The organism is Arthrobacter sp. MYb23 (genome assembly GCF_002979775.1).
Classification (GTDB): domain Bacteria; phylum Actinomycetota; class Actinomycetes; order Actinomycetales; family Micrococcaceae; genus Arthrobacter.
This window is the reverse complement of the sequence record NZ_PCPR01000023.1, coordinates 1-22,603: the sequence shown is the minus strand read 5'-3', so window position 1 is coordinate 22,603 and position 22,603 is coordinate 1. Positions and strand designations below refer to the sequence as shown.

19 protein-coding genes are annotated in these 22,603 nt (G+C 63.0%); 15 read left to right on the top strand and 4 right to left on the bottom strand.

The window, feature by feature from the left end; genetic code table 11:
* Window positions 1–26 precede the first annotated feature (26 nt).
* The 7 genes from CQ020_RS19215 to proC all read left to right on the top strand — a co-directional run bounded on the left by CQ020_RS19215 (window position 27) and on the right by proC (window position 8,907).
* The gene (locus CQ020_RS19215) at window positions 27–1,676 is read left to right on the top strand and encodes a class I SAM-dependent methyltransferase (RefSeq protein ID WP_258142091.1); all 1,650 of its coding nucleotides are present in this window, start codon (window positions 27–29) and stop codon (window positions 1,674–1,676) included.
* Window positions 1,673–2,380, top strand: coding sequence for a helix-turn-helix transcriptional regulator (locus CQ020_RS19210; RefSeq protein WP_024817959.1), 708 nt, complete (start codon window positions 1,673–1,675; stop codon window positions 2,378–2,380). Before CQ020_RS19215 ends, CQ020_RS19210 begins: the two co-directional genes overlap by 4 nt.
* 125 nt (window positions 2,381–2,505) lie before the next feature.
* On the top strand, window positions 2,506–5,232 hold the full coding sequence (gene topA, locus CQ020_RS19205; protein WP_105693290.1) for a type I DNA topoisomerase: 2,727 nt from the start codon (window positions 2,506–2,508) through the stop codon (window positions 5,230–5,232).
* Between the two features lie 66 nt (window positions 5,233–5,298).
* Entirely contained in the window at window positions 5,299–5,733 is a 435-nt protein-coding gene (locus CQ020_RS19200; RefSeq protein WP_105693289.1) for an SseB family protein, read from the top strand.
* 89 nt (window positions 5,734–5,822) lie between these two features.
* Window positions 5,823–6,947 (top strand): Ppx/GppA phosphatase family protein, encoded by a 1,125-nt coding sequence (locus tag CQ020_RS19195; RefSeq protein WP_105693288.1) that lies wholly within the window; start codon window positions 5,823–5,825, stop codon window positions 6,945–6,947.
* Between the two features lies 1 nt (window position 6,948).
* On the top strand, window positions 6,949–7,782 hold the full coding sequence (locus CQ020_RS19190; protein ID WP_105693287.1) for a sugar phosphate isomerase/epimerase: 834 nt from the start codon (window positions 6,949–6,951) through the stop codon (window positions 7,780–7,782).
* A 294-nt stretch (window positions 7,783–8,076) separates the two neighbouring features.
* Window positions 8,077–8,907: a pyrroline-5-carboxylate reductase gene (gene proC, locus CQ020_RS19185; RefSeq protein WP_105693286.1), complete on the top strand. Its 831-nt coding sequence runs from the start codon at window positions 8,077–8,079 to the stop codon at window positions 8,905–8,907.
* A 70-nt stretch (window positions 8,908–8,977) separates the two neighbouring features.
* On the opposite strand, the gene CQ020_RS19180 is transcribed toward proC, so the two are convergent.
* Together CQ020_RS19180 and CQ020_RS19175 are read right to left on the bottom strand one after the other, a co-directional pair.
* On the bottom strand, window positions 8,978–9,616 hold the full coding sequence (locus tag CQ020_RS19180; RefSeq protein WP_011775951.1) for a TrkA family potassium uptake protein: 639 nt from the start codon (window positions 9,614–9,616) through the stop codon (window positions 8,978–8,980).
* 40 nt (window positions 9,617–9,656) lie between these two features.
* On the bottom strand, window positions 9,657–11,090 hold the full coding sequence (locus tag CQ020_RS19175) for a TrkH family potassium uptake protein (RefSeq protein ID WP_105693285.1): 1,434 nt from the start codon (window positions 11,088–11,090) through the stop codon (window positions 9,657–9,659).
* Between the two features lie 102 nt (window positions 11,091–11,192).
* Here CQ020_RS19175 and CQ020_RS19170 point away from each other — a divergent pair, with 102 nt between their 5' ends.
* The 3 genes from CQ020_RS19170 (at window position 11,193) to gdhA (ending at window position 14,627) form a co-directional block, all read left to right on the top strand.
* A complete protein-coding gene (locus CQ020_RS19170; RefSeq protein WP_105693284.1) occupies window positions 11,193–12,419 on the top strand; it encodes an acetoin utilization protein AcuC in 1,227 nt (408 codons plus the stop codon).
* 102 nt (window positions 12,420–12,521) lie between these two features.
* Window positions 12,522–13,082 carry a helix-turn-helix transcriptional regulator gene (locus CQ020_RS19165; RefSeq protein ID WP_105693283.1) on the top strand — a complete coding sequence of 187 codons (561 nt, stop codon included), beginning with the start codon at window positions 12,522–12,524 and terminating at the stop codon, window positions 13,080–13,082.
* A gap of 207 nt (window positions 13,083–13,289) precedes the next feature.
* The gene (gene gdhA / locus CQ020_RS19160) at window positions 13,290–14,627 is read left to right on the top strand and encodes an NADP-specific glutamate dehydrogenase (RefSeq protein ID WP_105693282.1); all 1,338 of its coding nucleotides are present in this window, start codon (window positions 13,290–13,292) and stop codon (window positions 14,625–14,627) included.
* A gap of 93 nt (window positions 14,628–14,720) precedes the next feature.
* On the opposite strand, the gene CQ020_RS19155 is transcribed toward gdhA, so the two are convergent.
* Window positions 14,721–16,052, bottom strand: coding sequence for an alpha-hydroxy acid oxidase (locus CQ020_RS19155; protein WP_105693281.1), 1,332 nt, complete (start codon window positions 16,050–16,052; stop codon window positions 14,721–14,723).
* Window positions 16,053–16,142: 90 nt separating this feature from the next.
* Here CQ020_RS19155 and CQ020_RS19150 point away from each other — a divergent pair, with 90 nt between their 5' ends.
* Window positions 16,143–16,841: a FadR/GntR family transcriptional regulator gene (locus CQ020_RS19150; protein ID WP_105693280.1), complete on the top strand. Its 699-nt coding sequence runs from the start codon at window positions 16,143–16,145 to the stop codon at window positions 16,839–16,841.
* 68 nt (window positions 16,842–16,909) lie between these two features.
* Here the strand turns inward: CQ020_RS19150 and CQ020_RS19145 are convergent, their stop codons facing one another.
* Complete coding sequence (locus tag CQ020_RS19145) at window positions 16,910–17,938, bottom strand: LacI family DNA-binding transcriptional regulator (protein WP_105693279.1); 1,029 nt, start codon at window positions 17,936–17,938, stop codon at window positions 16,910–16,912.
* A gap of 190 nt (window positions 17,939–18,128) precedes the next feature.
* On the opposite strand from CQ020_RS19145, the gene CQ020_RS19140 reads away from it, so the two are divergent.
* The 4 genes from CQ020_RS19140 to CQ020_RS19125 form a co-directional block, all read left to right on the top strand.
* Entirely contained in the window at window positions 18,129–19,541 is a 1,413-nt protein-coding gene (locus CQ020_RS19140) for a Gfo/Idh/MocA family protein (RefSeq protein WP_105693325.1), read from the top strand.
* Between the two features lie 29 nt (window positions 19,542–19,570).
* Complete coding sequence (locus CQ020_RS19135; RefSeq protein WP_105693278.1) at window positions 19,571–20,596, top strand: NAD(P)-dependent oxidoreductase; 1,026 nt, start codon at window positions 19,571–19,573, stop codon at window positions 20,594–20,596.
* A complete protein-coding gene (locus CQ020_RS19130; RefSeq protein ID WP_105693277.1) occupies window positions 20,593–21,498 on the top strand; it encodes a 5-dehydro-4-deoxyglucarate dehydratase in 906 nt (301 codons plus the stop codon). The genes CQ020_RS19135 and CQ020_RS19130 overlap by 4 nt, the downstream gene beginning before the upstream one ends.
* Window positions 21,498–22,603: mandelate racemase/muconate lactonizing enzyme family protein (locus CQ020_RS19125; protein WP_105693276.1), on the top strand; the 1,106-nt coding region annotated here is incomplete at its 3' end. The genes CQ020_RS19130 and CQ020_RS19125, both read left to right, overlap by 1 nt.

The following is a 22,603-nucleotide window of genomic DNA, read 5'->3' as shown; positions in this document are numbered from 1 at the left end:
TTGCGTGCCGCCCCTACACTTGCAAGGTGACTGACACCGCTTCCTCCTTTACTTCCGGCACCACCGACGATGCTCCCCGCAGCGACCTCCCCGAACTGCTGTCGGCGCTCGCCGCAGATCTTCGTGCTCTCTCCTACACGGTGGACGGCGTGGCTGAACTTTTGGGTGCATCCGCCTCGGAGGCACTTGGCCGGGACCAGCTCATTCCCGCGCTTCTGGCCAGTGAGCGGCTCATGAATTCCGAGGACCCTGTAGTCAGGTCTTTGGCGTTGGTTGTTCGTCTTTGGCTGCTCGCTGTTCCACAGTCCGTGGCGGACATCGATTCTGCCCTTCCCGGTATCCGTGCGGCGGGGCTCGTGGAATTGGGGCTGGTCACTGTGGATTCCGGGACGGTTGCGGCCAAAGTGGACCTTCGCCCGTACGGCTGGGACGCCAACACCGATGGCAGCGGCGGCGCGGAGCTCTGGGTTGCCAGCGATCTCGCAGCACATCAGCAGCCGGGAGTGTTGAGGCATGACCATGTCCTGGGAATCGGCCGTGCCTCCACAACGCTGGTCCAAACCACGTTCAGGAAGCACAGTAAACGAGCGCTGGATGTGGGCGCAGGCTGCGGTATCCAAACGTTTCATTTGCTCCATCACTGCGAGCACGTGACGGCCACGGATATCTCTGAGAGGGCACTCGCGTTTACCCGCTTCAACCTTCTGCTGAACGCCGCGGAACTTGAGCTGGACCCCAAAAACCTGGAGGGCAGGGTAAGCCTGCGGCTTGGCTCGCTGCTTGAACCCGTAAAAGGGGAGCAGTTCGGCCTGGTGGTATCGAATCCGCCGTTCGTTATCACTCCGCGAACGGGCGGCGAATCGTCGTCGGACCAGTTCACGTACCGCGACGGCGGTCTTCCCGGCGATGACATCGTGGCGTCCCTTGTACAGTCCCTCGCGGAGGTCTTGGAGCCCGGTGGAACAGCGCAAATGCTGGGTAACTGGGAGGTAACCTCTGGTTCGGACTGGAAGGACAGGCCCCAGGCATGGCTCCGGAACTCAGGTTTGGACGTCTGGTTCATTCAACGGGAACAGGTGGGTCCTGAACAGTACGCGGAGACTTGGCTTCAGGACGCTTCGCAGAACCGTGAGGATGGGCAATACCAGGAAGCGTACGCAGCCTATTTGGATGATTTTGCTTCCAGGAACGTTGAAGGTGTTGGCTTCGGCATGATCTGGCTGCGCCGTCCGGAGCAAGGGCTCGCGGCCGTCATCAACCGCTTCGAGGAAATTACTTACCCGATCGAACAACCAATCGGACCTCACCTGGGTGTTGCTGTGGAACGGGCTGACTGGATGGCGGCTCACTCGATTGACACGGCGCACCTGGTGGTTGCCGAGGACGTCACGGAGGAAAGGCACCAGCGCCCAGGGGCTGCCCATCCGGGAGTCATCCTCCTCAGGCAGGGGGCTGGCCTTCGGAGGACCAATCTGCTGAGCACTGAACTCGCAGGTTTCGTCTCCGCCTGCGACGGCCAATTGTCAGTCCGGCAGATTGTCTCGGCCCTGGTGTCGCTCCTGGGTGGGGGAGAGGGCTTCGATGAAGAGGCTTTCCGCGAAGGGCTCATCCGCGAGGTCACCAACCTGGTGCTGGACGGCTTCCTCCTTCCGGACCCGGCGCAGGTCAGCGAGTGATCCGGGACACGGCGCGCTCATCAACCGCCGGACCTCCGGGAAGTGACCCTGACTACACTGATGAAGTGACTGTGAACAACGAAACATCCCAAGCGTCAGGAGACGTTCCCCGGCGGAAACGTGCCGAGAAGACTGTTGAGATCACCGATCCCAAGGCCATCCGTGCCTTGGCGCATGCCGCCCGGCTCGAGGTCATCTCCGAGCTCTACGCCACACAGGTCAGTCACACAGCCACCGAACTCGCTGCCAGAACGGGTCTGACGCCCAGTGCAATGAGCTACCATCTCCGGGCCCTTCAAAAGTGGGGGATCGTGGCGCCTGCGGAAAATGCCGGAGATGCCAGGGAACGCCGCTGGAAGGCGGCTGGAACAGACTTCACTATCTCAGGAGGCAGCGTTGCCAGTCCTGAGATAGCCGTGGTGGACCTTGAGCTGGATGCCTTCCGACGCAGGGCATCCGCCTTCGCAAAAGCCCGCGGGGAACGTCGGCAACGAGGGGAAACCGGGGAAGAACCGGCAGCGGTTGTCCTCTCCAGCAACCTGCTGTACCTGACCAACCCTCAGCGCAGGGAACTTCTGGATAGAATCCGCGCGGTTCTGCGGGAGTACGAACTTGAAGATCCCACTCAGATACCCGAAGGTGCCGAACGTGTGGCAACCTTGTGGTCAATGATCCCGGATGATCGCGTAGCACCCGGTCAGTAACAGCCCCGCCGGGCCGTCGAATGTCCGTCCTGGTTTCCGCACCAAAACGCAGGATTCTGCAAACTATGGTGAACTAGGCCAATATGGGCACCAGCCCAATTACACATTTTTTCTGTAGGAGCACCGTGCCCAGCAAGGCAAAAACCGGCAAGAAACTCGTGATCGTGGAGTCTCCCGCCAAGAGCAAGACCATCGCCAAGTATCTTGGCGAGGGCTTCATCGTCGAGGCTTCGATCGGCCACATCCGGGATCTCCCGCAGCCATCGGACCTCCCTGCCGAACTGAAGAAGACCTCGCTGGGCAAGTTCGCCGTAGACGTCGAAAACGACTTCAAGCCGTACTACGTTGTTTCCCCGGACAAGAGGAAAAAGGTTGCCGAGCTCAAGGCCCAGCTGAAAGACGCTGACGCGCTCTACCTCGCAACCGATGGGGACCGCGAAGGCGAAGCCATCGCGTGGCACCTCCTGGAGGTCCTGAAGCCCAAGGTTCCCGTCTACCGCATGACCTTCGGTGAAATCACCAAGGAAGCCATCCACCGCGCCATGGACAACCTCCGGGATGTGGATACCGCTTTGGTGGACGCCCAGGAGACGCGTCGTATTCTTGACCGCCTTTACGGGTACGAGATTTCCCCTGTGCTGTGGCGCAAGGTGGCCCGTGGGCTGTCGGCCGGCCGTGTTCAGTCCGTGGTGACCCGCATGGTGGTTGACCGCGAACGTGAACGCATGGCCTTCCGGGCAGCGTCCTATTGGGACCTCACCGGCCAGTTTGGTTCAGACTCGGGCTCGTTCAAAGCAAAGCTTGCCGCCGTGGACGGCTCCAAGGTAGCCAGCGGCCGGGACTTCAATGACAACGGCCAGCTGACATCCTCCAACGTGGTGCACCTCAATGAGGAACTCGCAACGTCCTTGGCTGCCGGCCTGGAAAACGCTGATTTCCGCGTCCGCTCCGTAGACACCAAGCCGTACACCCGCCGCCCCGCCGCGCCGTTCACCACGTCCACGCTCCAGCAGGAAGCCGGCCGTAAACTCCGCTTCTCGTCCAAGAGCACCATGCAGGTTGCCCAGCGCCTGTATGAAAACGGCTACATCACTTATATGCGTACGGACTCATCTGCCTTGAGCGATGAAGCACTCACTGCAGCGCGCCGTCAGGCTTCCGAGCTTTATGGTCCCGAGTACGTTCCCCAGAGCCCCCGCGTCTACGCCAACAAGGCTGCCAACGCCCAGGAAGCTCACGAGGCCATACGTCCCGCGGGAGACTCTTTCCGTACACCGGCGCAGGTCGCCAAGCAGCTGAGCGGCGACGAGTTCCGCCTTTACGAGCTCATCTGGAAGCGCACCGTGGCCTCCCAGATGGCTGATGCCAAGGGTTCCACTGCCACCATCCGCCTCGGCGCGGTGGCCGCTGATGGACGCGACGCCGAGTTCTCGGCTTCCGGTACGGTCATCACCTTCCCCGGCTTCCTCGCTGCCTATGAAGAGGGCAAGGACGAGAGCCGCGGTGACGACGAATCCGACGAAGCCCGCCGCCTCCCGAACGTTGCCAAGGACGATGCCCTCACGGCGTCGGACATCGTGGCTGTTGGCCACGAAACATCGCCGCCGCCGCGCTACACGGAAGCATCCCTGACCGCTGAGCTGGAAAAGCGGGGCATCGGCCGACCCTCCACCTACGCGTCCACGATTTCCACCATCCAGGACCGTGGCTACGTCCGTAAGCAGGGCTCAGCCTTGGTCCCCAGCTGGATTGCGTTCTCCGTGATCCGCTTGTTGGAACAGCACTTCACGGACTACGTGGACTACGAGTTCACCGCAGATATGGAAGGCGATCTGGATAAGATCGCCAACGGCCAAGCCGTGGGTGCTGCCTGGCTCAAGCACTTCTACTACGGTGAAGATGCTGATCCCGGCCTTCTGAGCATCGTGAATAACCTTGGCGAAATCGATGCGCGCGAGATCAATTCCGTGCCCATCGCGGAAGGCATCACGCTGCGTGTGGGCAAATTTGGCCCGTACCTGGAAAGCTCCATCCCCACCCTTGACGCGAAGACGGGCGAAGTAGTTGAGTCCGCGCGCGCCAACGTCCCCGAGGAACTCGCTCCCGACGAGCTCACGGCCGCCAAAGCCAAAGAGCTCATGGAGACGGCGGCCCCCGAGGAACGGGTTCTGGGAACCGACCCTCACACCGGCCACACCATCGTTGCCAAGAATGGCCGTTATGGCGCCTACGTCACCGAAATCATCCCTGAGATGACCGAGGAACAAATCGCCAACCAACCTGTTGAGTATTACAAGAACGGCAAGCCCAAGCCCCCCAAGAAGCCGGTGAAGGCCAAGCCGCGCACGGGTTCACTGTTCAAGTCCATGACCGTGGATTCGGTCACCTTGGATGAAGCCCTTGCACTCATGAGCCTGCCCCGGGTCCTTGGCGAGGACGCGGACGGTAATCCCATCACGGTGCAGAACGGCCGCTTCGGTCCTTACCTGAAGAAGGGCACGGACTCCCGTTCCATCGGTTCGGAAGAGGAAATCTTCACGATCACCCTTGAGCAGGCCCTGGAGATCTACTCGCAGCCCAAGCAGCGTGGTGCCCGCGCCTCCGTGCCGCCGCTGGCCGAGTTCGGTCCGGACCCCGTGTCAGAGAAGAACATTGTGGTGAAGGAAGGCCGGTTTGGCCCGTACATCACTGACGGCATCACCAACATCACCGTCCCGCGCTCAACCTCACTTGAGGAGCTGACCAGGGAACAAGCCGTCGAGCTGTTGGCAGAGAAGCGTGCCAAGGGACCAGTCAAGCGGACCACCACCCGCAAGGCACCGGCCAAGAAGAAGGCAACAGCCAAGAAGTAGCCTGCATGGCGGCCGGGGCAGCATTCGCGAATTGCGTCCCGGCCGTCATCGTGGTCGAGTAGAACCATGACTGAACAGACGGTTTCACCGGACAACGAACCCTTGAACGACCTCGAGGCCAAGCTCGCCTCGGCCGAACAGCCGGACGCGAACCCCGTGGACGTCATCCTCGCTTTCCTGAACAACGAGGTCTACCTCGTCAGCTCCGAAGCCGTGGACGGCCCGGACTCTTCAGTAGAACCCCTCGTGCTCTCCAACGCAGACGGCCAGCCCGTTCTTGCCGTGTTCAGCCACCCGAGCCGCGTCGATGAGCGCTTCCTCGAAGCAGCCCCGCATGTACTGGGCACCCTGGGGTCCGCGATCCTCGGCAACATCGGCGACGAACTGGGAATGGTCATCAACCCCGGAAGCGAATTCGGCTTCGAAATCGACCCCGAGGGCATTGCGAACATTCGCCGCGACTTCAAGCGCGCCGACGAAGCCGGGGAGCCGGCCGAATAGGGCCCGCCCAAGCTGTCGGCAACCAATCCGTCAGCGAAACGTCGCCGCCAAGTTGCTTCGCAGGCTTCGAATCGGTGAATAATGGCAGAATGCGTCTTGGCGTTCTCGACATCGGGTCCAACACCGTCCACCTACTGCTGGTGGACGCTCACCCTGGCGCGCGCCCGGTAGCTTTCGCTTCCCACAAGCGCCCCCTTTCGCTGGTGCAGTACCTCGACGGCGATGGCAACATCAACGATGCCGGCCAGCACGAGCTCATCGAGTTCGTCCTGGAAGCCTGGGAGTTCGCGGCGAGCCACAAGGCAGAGGACCTCCTGGCGTTCTGTACCTCGGCCATTCGTGAGGCAACCAACGGCCCGGAGGTTCTGGCCCGGGTCAAGCACGAAACCACGGTGACCCTCCAGGAACTCACGGGCAGCGAAGAAGCCTCCATGACCTTCTTCGCCGTACGCCGTTGGTACGGATGGGGCGCCGGTCCCATCCTTGACCTGGACATTGGTGGCGGCTCGTTTGAAATGGCGTACGGAACGGATGAACTTCCTGAGTACGCCACGTCCGTTCCTTTGGGGGCCAGCCGTTTGACCAGGGATTGGCTCCATGACGATCCGCCCAGTGCGAAGAGCGTGAAGGAACTGCGCCGCTACATCAGGTCCACGCTGAAGCCGGTGGTCCGGGACTTCCACGATTTGGGCCGCGCTAACCTGGTGGCCGGTACGTCCAAGACGTTCCGCTCCCTGGCGCGCATCGCAGGTGCAGCCCCCAGCGGTGCGGGGCCGTACGTGAAGCGCGAGCTCCACGCGGCAGATCTGGGGCTGTGGGCACAGCGTATTTCGGCCATGACCGTGGAAGACCGGCTGTACCTTCCCGGTGTCTCCGACGCCCGTGCCCGCCAACTGCTGGCAGGAGCCCTGGTTGCTGAAGCAGCGCTGGAACTCTTCGAATTCCCCAAGATGGAGATTTGTCCCTGGGCCCTCCGCGAAGGCCTGATCCTGCGCCGCCTGGACCAATTGGTCTTCGAGGAAGCCCTGGACCCGGCGCCCCACGTAGGGAAGCGCAAGAAGGACAAGTCCAAGAAAAAGGCAGCAAAGGAAGCCGCCAAGGCTCCTGAAACAGTTGAAGAACCCCACCCGGGGTTCAAAGAATTCCCGGTCCCTGTCAACACACCGTCCCCTTCCCCCATCCCGGCCCCTGTGGCAGGCGGGCTGGCCTCCTGAGATGAGCAACGACGTCGAACCTGAAGTGAATGACCGCCAAATTCCCGTGGCGCTGTCCAGTGCCTCTGTGTACCCGCTGAGCGTCCATGACGCCTTCGCGGTGGCGCAGGACCTGGGTTACGAGGGCGTTGAGGTGATGGTCACCAACAACGCGGTGAGCCAGAATCCCGATGCCCTGATCCAGCTGAGCCACCGTTACCACCAGGAGATCGTCTCCATCCATGCTCCTACCTTGCTGTTGACGCAGCAGGTTTGGGGCACGGCGTGGAACAAGATCGAGAAGTCCTGCCAAATGGCCGCTGACGTCGGCTGTGACACGGTGGTGGTTCATCCGCCGTTCCGCTGGCAGTCCAATTACGCGGAGAACTTCGTTGAAGGCGTCCGTGAAATCGCCGCGAGGTACCGGGTGCGCATCGCCGTGGAGAACATGTACCCGTGGCGGGTCCGTGGACGCGAGGCGGTGGCCTACCTGCCGCACTGGGACCCGTTGGGCCAGGATTACGACGACGTCACGTGGGACTTCTCGCACGCCGCGACTGCCGGGGCCAACAGTTTGGAAGCCATCAAGGCACTCGGTAGCAAGCTCCGGCACGTCCATCTCACCGATGGTTCGGGTTCGGGCAAGGACGAGCACTTGGTGCCTGGCACCGGAACCCAACAGTGCGCCGATGCCCTGCAGCACCTGGCCGCCACCGGTTTTGACGGCGTAGTGGTGGCCGAGATTTCGACCCGCAAGGCGAAGGTAGCGGGGGAGCGCGAGGAAATGCTGGCTGAAACCCTGCGTTTTGCCCGGCAGCACCTCAGCGTCCCGTCGCTGCGCAGCGTAGATAACTAACCGGCGTCGGGCGCTGCGCCCGGCGCCTCGTCGCGTGCACTGCGGGACTCCCGCAGTGCACTGTGCTTAAAAAGCGAAAGCACCGGCGGCCGAATCGGGAAATGGGGGAAAACCCGCCCGGCCACCGGTGCTGCTGGCGGACATCCCCATGCCCGCCTTCATCACTCGCACCCTCAATGAGGTAATTACTAAGTTACGGACCAAGAATGAGTGCTGCCTGCAATAACCTTGGGAGCAAGCTGGGAATCTGAAACCCGTTAGACCCCGTCCGTGGCCAACTGCAATGATGGACCCATGAGCAACCGAATCGCATTCCTTGGCTGTGGATCCATGAACGAGGCAATCCTGGTCGGTCTTGTTGCCGCCGGGACGGACCCTGCGGACATCGTCGCTACCGTCCGCCGTGCCGAACGTGCCGATGAACTGGCCCAGCGCCATGGGGTCATGGCCATTGCGGGCGAGGAAGAGCCGGATAACAATAAGCTGGCCTCCAAAGGCTCGGGAATGGTCATCCTGGGGGTCAAGCCGGTAGGCATCCTGGACCTGGCCCGGGAAATCAGCCCCGCGCTGGCGAAGGACACGATTGTTGTCAGCGTCGCAGCGGCAGTCTCCATCGCACAGCTTGAAGCGGCGCTGCCTGACGGACAGCCCGTGATCCGTACTATGCCCAACACGCCCGCACGGCTGGGCCGCGGTGTCATCTCCGTCTCCCCGGGTACTCATTGCACCCCCGAGCAACTCGAAAAGGCCAAGAAAGCGCTGGCCGGGGCAGGTACGGTAGTGGAGATTCCTGAAGAACAGGTAGATGCGCTCTCCGCTATCAGCGGTTCCGGCCCGGCCTACGCGTTTTACCTGGCCGAGGCCATGGCTGCGGCCGGCGTCGAGCTTGGTCTGGACCAAGAGCTGTCCGTGATGTTGGCCCGTGAAACGGTCGCGGGAGCCGGCTTCATGCTGGCCGAGCCGGGCGCGGACCCTTCAGCCCTGCGCATCGCCGTCACCAGCCCCAACGGCACCACCGAGCGCGCCATCATGGCCTTCGACGACGGCGGGATCCCCAAGATCATCGCCGACGGCGCCCGCGCAGCAGCGGCCCGCGCAGCGGAAATCACCAAACAGCTCGGCTGATTTTTTGTACAGCTAACGCCCCTCAAAGAGCGTCTAAAGGGCGTTAGCTGTACAAAAAATTCCAGCAGGATTATGGCCGTGCTGCGAAGCGCTCCAGCAAGTCCACGTGTCCGGACACGATCAACATGTCGTGGCCGGACACTTTGGTTTCCGGCCGGGCGTAGGTGAAGTCCTCACCCGGGGTCTTCACGCCCACGATCGTCACTCCATACTTCGAGCGGACCTTGGATTCTTCCAGGGTGAAGCCCACCGTTTCCTTGGGCGGGTACATTTTGACGATCGCATAGTCGTCGTCGAATTCGATGAAGTCCAGCATTCGCCCGGACACCAGGTGGGCTGCGCGGACACCGGCGTCAGCCTCCGGGTAGATGACGTGGTTGGCGCCGATCCGGGTGAGGATCTTGCCGTGCGAGGGCGTGATCGCCTTGACCCACAGGTGTTGGATGCCCAAGTCCACCAGGTTCACGGTAATGAGCACGGAGGACTCGATGGACGTACCAACGCCCACTACCGCTGAGCTGAATTCCTGGGCACCCAGCTGGCGCAGCGCATCGATATTGGTGGCATCGGCTTCCACCACGTGAGTGAGCACAGGCGCCCACTTCTGGACGAGGGTGCGGTCACGCTCGATAGCCAGGACTTCACGGCCCTGCTTGACCAGCTGCTCGGCGGTGGCGGATCCGAACCGGCCAAGGCCAATGACCAGCACTGGTGAGTTGTGGGCGGGGCGGTTTGCTGCCCCTGTGCTACTAGCCAATGATTGGCCTCTCTTCCGGATAGTGATACAGCTGGCTGCGTTGGCGCAGCGCCAAACCGGCCGCCAGGGTTACGGTGCCCACGCGGCCGGCGAACATCAAAGCTGTCAGGACATAAACGCCCGACGGCGGCAGCTCGGCACTGAGGTTGGTGCTCAATCCAACGGTGGCGAACGCGGAAATGGATTCGAAGAGCACCCGGTCCAGTGAGGCGCCGCTGATGGAGAGCAACAGGAAGGCCGCCACGGACACCAAGGTGGCTCCGGCTACGATCACGGAAATGGCCACGCGCATGGTGCCCTGGGGAATGGTGCGTCCGTAGACCTTCACATCGGCGTCGCCGCGGGCTTCAGCCATGATGGCCAGGAACATTACGGCGATGGTTGTCACTTTGATGCCGCCGGCCGTGGAAGCGGAGCCGCCGCCGGCGAACATGAGGGCGTCGGTGAGGAGCATGGTGGTGGATTCCATGTGGTTTTGATCCACCAGGTTGAAGCCGCCAGAGCGGGTCATGACGGAGGCGAACAGTGAATGGATTACTTTGTCGCCCACGTCCATGTGGCCGATGGTCCGTAGATTGTCCCATTCCATCAAGCCCCACAGGACCGTGCCTGCCGCGAGCAGGATGAAGGAGACCTGGATGGTGAGCTTGGTGTGGAGGTTCCACTTTTTCCAGTTGAGCCCGTTCTGCTGAAGCACCATCACCACGGGGAATCCGAGGCTGCCGAGGAAGACCCCCAACATCAGCGGAATAAGGATCCAAAGGTCGGTTTCGTAGGGGACGATGCCATCGGAATGCGGCGTGAATCCAGCGTTGTTGAACGAGGAAATCGAATAAAAGACCCCATGCCACACGGATTGCCAGAAGTCTTCGCCGAGCATGATGAAGCGCGGAATGAGCGCCAGCGCCAGCGCCGCCTCGATCACCACTGAGGTCACGATGACGATCCGGAGCAGGGTACCCACCTCGCCAAGCCTGCCCGCGTTGTTCATGGCTTCCTGGGCGATGAGCTTGCCGCGCACGCCCAGTCGTTTGCTGACCATGAGGGCAAGCAGGGACGCGAGGGTGAGTGTGCCGAGGCCGCCAACGAAGATGCCTATCAGGATGACCAACTGACCAAAGAAGGTCCAGTGTGTGGCCGTTGAAACCACTGTCAGCCCGGTGACGCAGACTGCGGAGACCGCCGTAAACATGGATTGGTGCAGGGGTGTGACGGTGCCTGCCGCGGAAGCGGCGGGCAGCGACAGCAACCCAGTGAAAACCAGGATCACCACGGCAAAGACGGTCAACGCCAAACGCGCCGGTGAGGTGTTGGCAATGTTGTCGACGAAGTCGCGCACGCGCGTGAAGATCCACAGACCTTCCCGCTCCTGCTGGTTGGGTTGCCAGTTGGTCGGGCTCGTGGACCGCGACTGGCTTTGAGACATGGCGCTCTTCCTCGGTTGAACAAGCTTTCCTGAGTAGTAAACCACTATTCCCGCGACGTAACCGGGCGGAAGGCTACCCGGGGCTCAGGTAGCCTGTTCTGGATGAACTCACGGCTTGGAACAACAGCTTCCAGCATTACGCGGTCCGCACTGCCAACGACGGTGGTGTGGGATCCAGCCATGACTGCTTACAACTTTGGTCCGGGCCATCCCATGGCGCCGCAACGGCTTGAGCTGACAGCGCGGCTTGCCCAATCGCTCGGCCTCTTTGACCACCAGCATGTGGCCGTCCAGGCACCCACGGTGGCCACCGACGTCGAACTTTTTTCCGTACATAGCCCCGAATATGTGGAGGCCGTACGCCGGGTCAGTGCTGATCCCTCTGTGCCGGAGGAAGACCGCGGACTGGGAACCGAAGACGATCCCGCGTTTGCCGGCATGCACGAGGCCAGTGCCCGCCTCGCTGGCGGTTCCCTCGTGGCGGCCGAGACCATCCTTAGCGGCCAGGCTGTCCGCGCTGTGAACTTCAGCGGTGGGATGCACCATGCTGCGCGTGAGCGGGCCAGCGGCTTTTGTGTCTACAACGACGTCGCGCTGGCCATCCAACGGCTGCTCGACGGCGGCGTGCAACGGGTGGTGAGCATCGACGTCGACGCTCATCACGGCGACGGTACGCAAAGCATTTTCTGGAACGATGCCCGCGTCATGACCATCAGCCTGCACGAAACGGGCCTCACCCTTTTCCCCGGGACCGGCTTTGCCAATGAAACCGGCGGCCCGAACGCCCTGGGAACTGCGGTGAACGTCGCGCTCCCTGCGTACACGGGGGACGCGGCCTGGTTGCGGGCTTTCCATGCGGTGGTCCCGCAGCTTGTTGGGGCGTTCCAACCCGAAGTCATTGTCAGCCAGCACGGGTGCGATTCTCACCGGGACGACCCCCTGACGCACCTCAATCTCAGCGTGGACGGGCAGCGTGAGGCGGCCTCCGCCGTCGCCGGACTTGCCGCCCGCTACTGCGACAACCGCTGGATCGCTACCGGCGGAGGTGGCTACGACGTCACCGGTGTTGTGCCCCGGGCGTGGAGCCATCTGATCGGGATGGTGACGCAGCGCCCGGTGCCCCTCCGCACGCCGGTTCCTGAAGCGTGGCGGACGTATGTGAAGGAAACCTACGGGGTATGGGCGCCGGAGTCGATGGGCGATGACGTGGACGTCTGGTGGCGTTCCTGGGAGGTCGGCTACGATCCCGCGGACGAGGTTGACCGGACCGTTATTGCCACGCGCAAGGAGATCTTCCCCCTTTACGGCCTGGATCCTTGGTTCGACTGAGCGTTACCCGGTGCGGCTGAACGTTCCCCGGTCTGATGGGGGTGCCTGTCGCGCCAAGAAACAGGGATGCCAATTGGCGTATATGTCGCTAGGGTGGGAGGCATGGTGACTGACGACGTATTTGCCGTCATAGCTGAGGCAACCAGGCGCGACATCCTGGTCTCCCTCCGCTCTGGGGATAAAGCTGTAGGCGAACTGGTGGAAGAACTGGCTGCGAGCCAGCCCACTATCTCCAAGCACTTGAAGGTGCTCCGTGAGGCGGATCTCGTCAGCATGCGCGCCCAGGGCCAGAAGCGCTTCTACGCGCTGAATCCCAAGCCACTGGCCGGCGTAGCCAGCTGGCTGCAAACGTTCGACGTCGGCACCCCGGCTCCCGCCGTCGTCGCGCCTTCCGAGGTACGCGCCGCGGCAGAGCCTGCCGCCGTAGAGCCCGCCGCAACTGGTGTTCCGGCTACGGAGGTCCCAGCCACCCGTGCTGACGCCGTGGGCCAGGCTGTGAAGGTCCACGCGAGCGGTACCCCGGTCTCCTTTGATCCGGCTTCGGACGATACTGTGCCCCAGCAGATTGGCCGCAGTGTTGGCCGCGCTGCCACTAAGGCCGCTGATCTTCTGGCTAATCTTCCGAACCTGCCCAACCTTCCCAAGTTCGGCCGTAAGCGATAGTCGAAGCCAACTTAACGTGATCCTTATCACATTGTGAGTTTTTGTTAATCTCCTGTTTCCTTGAGTTTTCAACGATTTTCTACAGTTGTGTTAACTCCGCGATGTGGGTCACATTGGCTTCGGATGGAGATCCCACATCCCTCGGTGCAACCATGAGCGGGACTGATCGTCTCGCCGCTGGCCGGCGCACTGAGGATAGGAAGACGCATGGATTCAAGGCTGGAAGCTGTCCGCGACACTGTGTTGGCGCGGAACCCGGGGGAGAAGGAATTCCACCAGGCCGTTACCGAGGTCTTCGAAAGCCTCGGCCCTGTACACGATCGTCATCCTGAATTCCTTGAAGGTGCCGTCCTCGAGCGCCTGTGCGAACCCGAACGCCAGATCATCTTCCGTGTCCCCTGGACCGATGACGCAGGTCGCGTCCACGTAAACCGCGGCTTCCGTGTGGAGTTCAACTCCGCCCTCGGCCCGTACAAGGGTGGGCTCCGTTTCCACCCTTCGGTGTATCTGGGAATCGTGAAGTTCCTCGGCTTCGAGCAGATCTTCAAAAACGCGCTCACCGGCATGCCCATCGGCGGCGGCAAGGGTGGCTCGGACTTCGATCCCCGCGGACGCTCCGACGCCGAAATCATGCGCTTCTGCCAGTCCTTCATGACTGAGCTGTACCGCCACATCGGCGAGTACACCGACGTCCCCGCCGGTGACATCGGCGTGGGCGGCCGCGAAATCGGCTATCTCTTTGGCCAGTACAAGCGCATCACCAACCGCTATGAGTCCGGCGTCCTCACGGGCAAGGGCATCTCGTGGGGAGGTTCCCTGGTCCGCCCCGAGGCAACCGGTTACGGCACGGTCATCTTCGCCCAGGAGATGCTCAAAACCCGCGGACAGTCCTTTGACGGCCAACGCGTTGTGGTCTCCGGCTCGGGCAACGTGGCCATACATGCGATCGCCAAGGCACAGTCCCTCGGTGCCACCGTTGTGGCGTGTTCCGACTCCGCCGGTTACATCGTGGACGAAGCCGGGATCGACGTCGCGCTTCTGAGTCAGATCAAGGAAGTCGAGCGGGGACGACTCACTGAATACGCCGCCCGCCGACCCGGTGCCAGCCATGTTGCCGGCGGTTCGGTGTGGGACGTCAACGGCACAGTGGCCTTGCCCTGCGCCACGCAGAACGAGCTCGACGGCGATGCTGCCGCGAAGTTGGTCAGCAACGGTCTGATCGCAGTGGCCGAAGGCGCCAACATGCCGTCCACCCGCTCAGCTGTTTCCGTCTTCCAGGAGGCCGGGATCCTGTTTGGCCCGGGTAAGGCAGCCAACGCCGGTGGTGTTGCTACTTCCGCGCTGGAAATGCAGCAGAACGCCAGCCGTGACTCATGGTCCTTCGAGCACACCGAACAGCGACTCACCGAAATCATGGTGGGAATCCATGACCGCTGTGCCGAGACTGCCGCCGAATACGGTGCGCCCGGAAACTATGTGGTGGGCGCCAACATTGGCGGCTTCGTCAAGGTTGCCGACGCCATGCTGGCCCAGGGCCTGATCTAGCACCCTTGCATCTAGCACCTTTGCCCAACTGGGTAGCAGATCAGGTCGTTTTGAGCGCTCAGAACGACCTGATCTGTTACCTACATGGGGCCGTTAGCGCTGGAGCAGCCGAACGTGGTCCGGGTTCAGGTCCGCCACCTTGCTGACGCCCAGGAGTGCCATGGTCCGGGTCATGTCCTTCTCCAGGATCTGGATGGTGCGGTCCACGCCTTCACGTCCACCGGCCATGAGGCCGTAGAGGTACGCGCGGCCGATCAGTGCGAAGTCCGCACCCAAAGCCAGCGCCGCCACGATGTCCGCGCCGCTCATGATGCCCGTGTCCAGCATGACCGCAGCCTGGCTGTTGTCCGCCCTCAGGGCCGAGGTGACCTCGGGAAGAAGGTGGAACGGGATAGGTGCGCGGTCCAGTTGGCGTCCGCCGTGGTTGGACAGGATGATGCCGTCCGCGCCGTGGTCCACTACCTTGCGGGCATCTTCCACGGTCTGGATGCCCTTGACCACCAGCTTGCCCTTCCAGGTTTCGCGGAGCCAGTCCAGGTCCTCATAGGTCAGGGTGGGGTCGAACATTGAGTTGATGAGGTCTGCCACGGTGCCGGTGTAGCGCGAGAGGGAGGCAAAGGTCAGGGGTTCGTGGGTGAGGAAGTTGAACCACCAGGCCGGCCGGTAGGAAGCGTCCAGCACGGTCTTGATGGTCAGTGCCGGCGGGATGGTCATGCCGTTGCGAACATCGCGCAGCCGGGCGCCCGCGACGGCGGTGTCCACAGTGACCATGAGGGTGTCGTTGCCGGCCTTGGTGGCCCGCTCGATCAGTTCGAGGGAGCGGGCGCGGTCCGTCCAGAGGTACAGCTGGAACCAGTTGCGGCCGTTCGGGGCGGAGGTGGCCACGTCTTCGATCGACGCAGTGCCCATGGTGGACAGGGTGTAGGGAATGCCGGCAGCTTCAGCGGCCTGCGAACCCGCGTATTCACCCTCGGACTGCATCATGCGCGTGAAGCCCGTGGGGGCAATACCGAACGGAAGGCGTGATTCCTTGCCGAGGATGTCCGTGCGCAGATCGATCTTGGACACGTCGCGCAGGATGCCGGGGCGGAACTCGATGTCCTGGAAAGCCTGGCGCGCACGGCGGAGGGTGATCTCTTCTTCGGCCGCACCGTCCGTGTAGTCGAACGGTGCCTGCGGGGTGCGGCGCTTGGCGATGTCGCGCAGTTCCCAGATGGTGCTGGCGCGCTTGAGCCGCGCTGTTTTGCTGAATTCGGGCTTCTTGAACTGCATCAGCGGCGCCAGGTCGGCCACTTTGGGTACGCGGCGCTTGAGTGCAGGCGGAAGCCCGACGGCGGGTCGCGGCTGCGCTGGGCGGGTTACGGCTTCGTCGCTGCCGGCATTGGCTGGCGCGGCCGTGATCTTGGGGTCGAGGGTGTCGGTCATGCGGTTCTCCCTTGAATTCTGTGGTCCTACCACTGTGGTCTAACCACACTGTAATCCATGTGGTTGGACCACATCAACTAGTATTCCGGTATGCGTACCCACGAGTTGGTCCTGCAATGGATCGAGAAGCAGTTGTCTGATGGAGACCTCGCCCTGGGCGGACGGCTGCCGGGTGAGCGCGCCATGGCCGAGCAGTTGCAGGTTTCCCGGACCTCCGTGCGTGAAGCCGTCAGGATCCTTGAGGCCATGGGCGTGGTCCGCGCTGGCGTGGGTTCGGGGAAGGATGCCGGTACGGTGGTCATCGCCGAGCCTGGGTCTGCGCTGGGTTCGACCCTCCGGCTGCATGTGGCCACCCGTCACCTTCCGGTGGCGGACATTGTGGAGACCCGCGTCCTGCTTGAATCATGGGCGGCGGAGCGGGCCAAGGTTGGCGTGCCGGAGCTGGAGGAAGCTGCTGCTCTTCTGGATCACATGGATGCGGCCCCGGACATCGATACTTTCCTGGGCCTTGATGCCCGGTTCCACGTGGCGCTCGCACAGGCCGCGGGCAATGCGGTGGTTAGTGCCATGATGGCTTCGCTCAGGGGCGCAATTGAGAACTACGCCGGCGAGCTGACAGGGAACCTGCCCGATTGGGACGCTACGTGCGCCAGGCTTCGGGCCGAACATCGTGCCATTCTCACCGCCGTGAACAACCACGACGGCGGCAAGGCGGCCGAGCTTGTGGCCGCCCACATCCAAGGCTTCTACACAGAGGCCGGAGTGGGCTCGGATCCCTCGCCAAACTAAAGCAACGCGGGGTCACTTATGGCCCTTTAAAACCCTCTGAAGGGGCCATAAGTGACCCCGCGTTGCACCTACGCGGGCTTGAGGGCGGGGGCTGCAGTGCTCTTGCGGATCTCCACCCTGGGCGAGAATTCGTCCTGCGCCTGGGTGGCAGCTTCGCCGGCCTGCTGAATCTGTTCCCGCATCCTCCGCCAGGCAAGGCTTCCGAGCTCATTGATGGGCACGGCGGCCGTGGTCAACGGAGGGGTTGTGTATTTGGCGAAAGGGATGTCGTCAAAGCCGGTCACCGAAATGTCCTCCGGAACGCGTACGCCGCGCTCGTGCAAGCCGCTGAGCAGTCCCATGGCCACGAGGTCGTTGAATGCCAGGATTCCGGTGGCGCCACTGGAAATGATGGCCTCGGTGGACTCGTGGCCGGAGTCGAAGTTGGAGCCGCCGTGGAGCATTTGCAGCTCGATCTCCGGGTGTTCGGCCCGGAACTGGTCCAAGCCCACTAGGCGCTGGCGGTTGGAAGCGCTGTGCTCCGGGCCGGAGAGGAATACCAGGCGGCGGTGGCCCAAAGTCACCAGGTGTTGAGCCAGTTCCTGGATGCCCTGCCCGTAGTCCACGCTCAGGCTCGGAGTGTTGGTGGCAATGGTGGTGCGGTTGATCAAGACCAGCGGGTGCAGGGTGGGGGCCAGCTCTTCCAACTCGGCATCGCTCATGCGGGGAGCGCAGAGCACCACGCCATCGCAGCGGCGCCTGGCCTCGCCCGCAAGGATGGATTCCTCGCTGGTGACTTCCGAGGAATCCGCAATGAGGACGCGGTACCCGTCCTGGGCGGCGGCGATGCTGAGTCCACGGAGGATCGCCTGGAACGTTGGGTTTGCGAGGTCCGGAACCACGATCCCGATGGTGTCTGTCTTGCCGAGTGCGAGGCTGCGCCCCACTGGATTGGGCTGGTATTTCAATTCAACAGCGGCGGCTCGAACCCGGGCGGCGATGCCGGGGTCCACGGCGGCATTACCGTTCATGACGCGTGAAACTGTGGCGTGCGAGACGCCCGCCTTCTCTGCGACATCGGCGATGCCGACGCGCCTGTTGGTGTTCCTGCGTGCCATGTGGCCCCTTCCCATTGCTCGCCTCCCGCATGCTCCGTCGTTGGAGCAGTGGTTGACGTGACCACCAGAGTCTTGATACAAAGCTTATAACGCTCTGAGAAAACGCTTTCTCATGATTCTTCCCATACGAAGCCGGGCCGTCAAGCGGTTCACTCCTGCCTTTCTGAAAGGGGCATCTCTCATGGCCAACATGGTCAACGTCGACTCAGCCGAGATCCAGACCGAATCTGCCGCAACGACCATCCAGCCCCAAGACTCCCAGCGAACCCGCATAGCATTGATCGGAACCGGCGGCCGCTCAGAGATGTATATCCGTGCCATCTACGGACAGCACGCGGACGTCGCGGAACTCATTGCATTGTCGGACGTCAATCAGGGCCGCGTGGACTTCTACCAGGACTTGATCAAGGAACTCGGCGGAACAGAGCCGGTGGCCTCTTTTGCACCGGGCGAACTCACCAGCTTCATTCAGTCCAACGGCATTGAGCGGGTCATTGTCACGACGCCCGACTACACCCACGCGGACTACATCGTTGAAGCGCTTGAGGCGGGCGCCGACGTCGTGGTTGAAAAGCCGCTGACCATCGACGTTGACGGTTGCCGCCGTATTACCGAAGCTGTGGCGAAGACCGGCAAAAACGTGGTGGTCACGTTCAACTACCGCTACTCGCCGCGCAACAGCGCGCTCAAGGAAGTCATTCAGAACGGCGTGATCGGCAAGGTCACGTCCATCGACTTCAGCTGGGTGCTGGATACCGTGCACGGCGCGGACTACTTCCGCCGCTGGCACCGCGAAAAGAAGAACTCCGGCGGCCTGCTCATCCATAAGGCTTCGCACCACTTCGACCTGGTCAACTGGTGGATCAACGATGTTCCGGAGCGCGTGTTTGCCGCCGGTGGCCTGCGCTTCTACGGCGACAAGAATGCTGCCGAGCGCGGCCTTGGCGTACGCCCGGAACGCGGCACCGTTGATGGCCTGGAGCACGATCCGTTCCGTCTGGACATGCGCGAGGACGAGCATCTCAAGGCCCTGTACTACGACAACGAAAAATTTGATGGCTACATCCGGGACCAGGACGTTTTCACCGAGGGCATCACCATCGAGGACAACCTCGCCCTGGTGGTGGACTACCAGGGCGGGCCCACGCTGAGCTACTCGCTGAACGCCCACAGCCCGTGGGAAGGCTACCGCGTCACCGTCAACGGCACCGAAGGCCGTGCTGAGCTCGAAGTGGTGGAGCGTGCCGCCGTCGAATCCAGCACCGATAAGAAGACGGTGGTGGACCCGAGCGCCACTCCCATCGAGGAGGAAGACGCTGTGCGCCGCAACGGCGAACGCCTGGTGGTCCAGCGCCACTGGGAAGCCGCCTACGAAGTCCCCATTATCAACGGCGAAGGCGGCCACGGCGGCGGCGACAACCTGCTCCTTTCGGACCTCTTCAACGGCCCGGGCGTTGATCCGCTGGGCCGTCCGTCCGGCTACATCGACGGCCTCCGCTCGGTGTCGGTGGGCATCGCCGGCAACAAGTCCCTGGACACCGATCTTCCCGTCCGCATCAGTGAACTCGGCCTCGGCGCTGATCTCAGCCGCGGCCAGGCCTGACCCTCCACTACCCGAGCAAGGAAAAGACCATGAGCAGGATTTTCGTCACCGGCGGTTCCGGTCGGTTGGGCCGCAGCGTGGTGGCAGGCCTCGCGGAGGCCGGCCACAAGGTGATCTCGGTTGACCGGGATGCCATCCCGGCAGAGCATTTGCCGGCCGGAGCCGAGCAGTACGCCGCAGATCTGCTGGCGCCGGGGGAGGCGGAGCGGCTCATCCGGGAAACAGCGCCCGACGCCGTCATCCACCTCGCTGCTATTGCCGTACCTTTTAGCGCGCCTGAGGATGTCATCTTCAGCACGAACACCCGGCTCGCCTTTGCGGTGGTCAGTGCGGCCACCGAGGCTGGTGTACCGAAGATCGTGACGGCGTCCAGCCCCACCGCCCTGGGCTATGGCTCACCGGCCGGGTGGCTGCCGCCGTCGTTCCCTCTGGACGAGACGACGCCCCCCAAGCCGTGGAACGCCTATGCACTATCCAAGGTGATCGCCGAGCAGACCGTGCAGATGTTCGCTTCCGCGCAGGGCAACAAGATCAAGTACGCAGCATTCCGTCCGTGCTACGTGATTTCTCCGGAAGAGTGGGAAGGGGCGCTGACGCAGCAAGGGCACACCGTCCGTGAGCGGCTGCAGGATCCGGCACTTTCCGCGCCGGCGTTGTTCAACTACGTGGACGCGCGGGATGTTGCTGATTTCCTGGATGTGCTGCTGGAGAAGATGGATTCCATCCCCAACGGCGAGGTGTTCTTTGTAGGCGCGAAGGATGCTTTGGCTGCCGCACCGTTGGCGGAATTGTTCCCGCAGTTCCTGCCTGGCAGCGGACCCCTCACCGCACGCCTGACCGGCACCAGCCCGGCGTTCTCCATCAACAAAGCCCGCGAGCTCCTCGGCTGGGAGCCGAAGCGCAGCTGGCGTACCGAACTCACGCCGCCATTCGAGGGCCCCGATACCGCCGCTGATCAAGCAGCAGGCAACACAGCACCAAGCGAACAAGCAGCACTCAATGACGAGACCCACGCCGGCCTGGTCCCGGCGGGAGCAACCAAGGAGACACCATGAATTTCGACGGCGTACTGTTCTTCCCCGTCACGCCCTTCGCCGAAGATGGCACGGTAGATGTAGCACTGCTCAAGGAGCACATCACCTCCCGCCTGCCGTTCGGTCCGGGCGGCGTCTTCCCCGCCTGTGGCACCGGTGAATTCCATGCGCTCTCCCTGGATGAGATCCGCACCGTGGTGACTGCCGCCGTCGAGTCTGTTGCGGGAGCCGTGCCTGTAGTTTCCGGTGCCGGCGGACCCCTGGGTCACGCCATTGCCGCTGCCAAGGTGGCCGAGGAAGCCGGCGCGGATGCCCTCCTGGTGCTCCCGCCGTACCTGGTCACCGGGCCCACTGATGGCGTGGTGGCTTACGTTGAGGCCATTGCAGCGGCGAGCAGCCTGCCGGTGATTGTGTACCACCGCGGCACGGCAAAGTTCACGGCCGAAGCCATCACCCGCCTCACGGCCAACCCGAAGGTGGTTGGCTTCAAGGACGGAATCGGCGATGTGGGCCTGGCCCAGGAAATCGTCTCCGCGATCAACGCCAGCGGCCGCAAGGACTTTGCACTCTTCAACGGCCTGCTGACCGCCGAACTGACTCAGGGGGCGTACCGAGGCCTCGGCATCCCGCTGTATTCCTCGGCTGCGTTCGCCATGGCCCCCGAAATCGCCAAGGCCTACTACGACGCCTACGTTTCCGGTGACGAAGAGCGCCGCCACGCCCTGCTTGAAGGGTTCTACGCGCCGCTGGTCCGTCTCCGCGACCAGACTCCGGGTTTTGGCGTCTCCCTGATCAAGGCTGGTCTTCGGCTCGCGGGATTGCCCGTGGGCCCGGTCCGTCCGCCGCTGGTTGACCCTTCAGAGGAGCAACTGCTGGAGCTCAAGTCCATCCTGGCCAAGGGCCACGAGCTGGCTGGCAGCTGATGCCCGCCCGCATTACGGGCCTCACTACCCGGCTGATCACGGTGCCGCTGCTGCGCAGCTGGGGTGCCGAGGCGCCTGAGAACCACGTGATCGTCACCGAACTGACCACGGACGACGGCGGCACGGGCCACGGTTTCTCGTGGACCCCCACCATTGGTCCCCAGGCGGTCAAAGCCCTGCTGGACTACGACATCGCTCCTTTTGTGGCCGGGCTGGAAGCCAACCCGGAGATCGTGTGGGACCAGCTGTGGAAACGGCTGCACGAGGCCGGCGGGGGAGGACTGACCACTATCGCGATGGCCGGAGTTGACCTTGCGCTCTGGGACTTGAAGGCCAGGCAGGCGGGCACGTCCGTCACGGGACTCCTGGGTCAACGCCAGGAATCCGTGGAGGTGTATGGCTCCGGCGTGAACCTGCACTACACCCTGGAGCAGCTGGTGGATCAAGCCCAGCGATGGGTGGCCGCGGGACAGAACGCGGTGAAGATCAAGGTGGGCAAACCCGAGCTCCGGGAAGACGCCGAGCGCGTCGCCGCCGTCAGGGCCGTGATCGGCCCGGACCGGCTGCTCATGATCGACGCCAACCAGCGATGGGACCTCGCCCATACGTTCCGTGCCTTGGACGTTTTGGGGGAGTACGGACTGGAATGGCTGGAGGAACCCCTCCGCGCCGACGACCTCTGGGCGTACCGCCGCCTGCGCAAGCAGTCTCCTGTGCCTATTGCCTTGGGCGAGAACGTCCACACCATCTACCGCTTCCGCGACTTCATCGAAGCAGAAGCCGTGGACATCATCCAGCCCAACATTGTCCGGGTGGGCGGTATTACGCCGTTCCGCAGGATCGTTGAGCTGGCCCGCGCCAACAGCATCAGGGTAGCGCCGCACCTGCTTCCGGAGCTCTCCGGGCAGTTGGCCCTCACCCTGGCCGAGGCCGTGAGCGTGGAGGATGTGGAAGACGCTTCCTTCGAGCAGCTCGGAATCCTGGCCGGACCCTCCCCGGTACGGATCAGCAACAGCACTGGCAGAAGCCTGCTCAGCAGCACAGGCCGTCCTGGGCTGGGCTTCGACTTCAGCGGAAAGCCGGCACAACCGCCAACCCAGCCCGC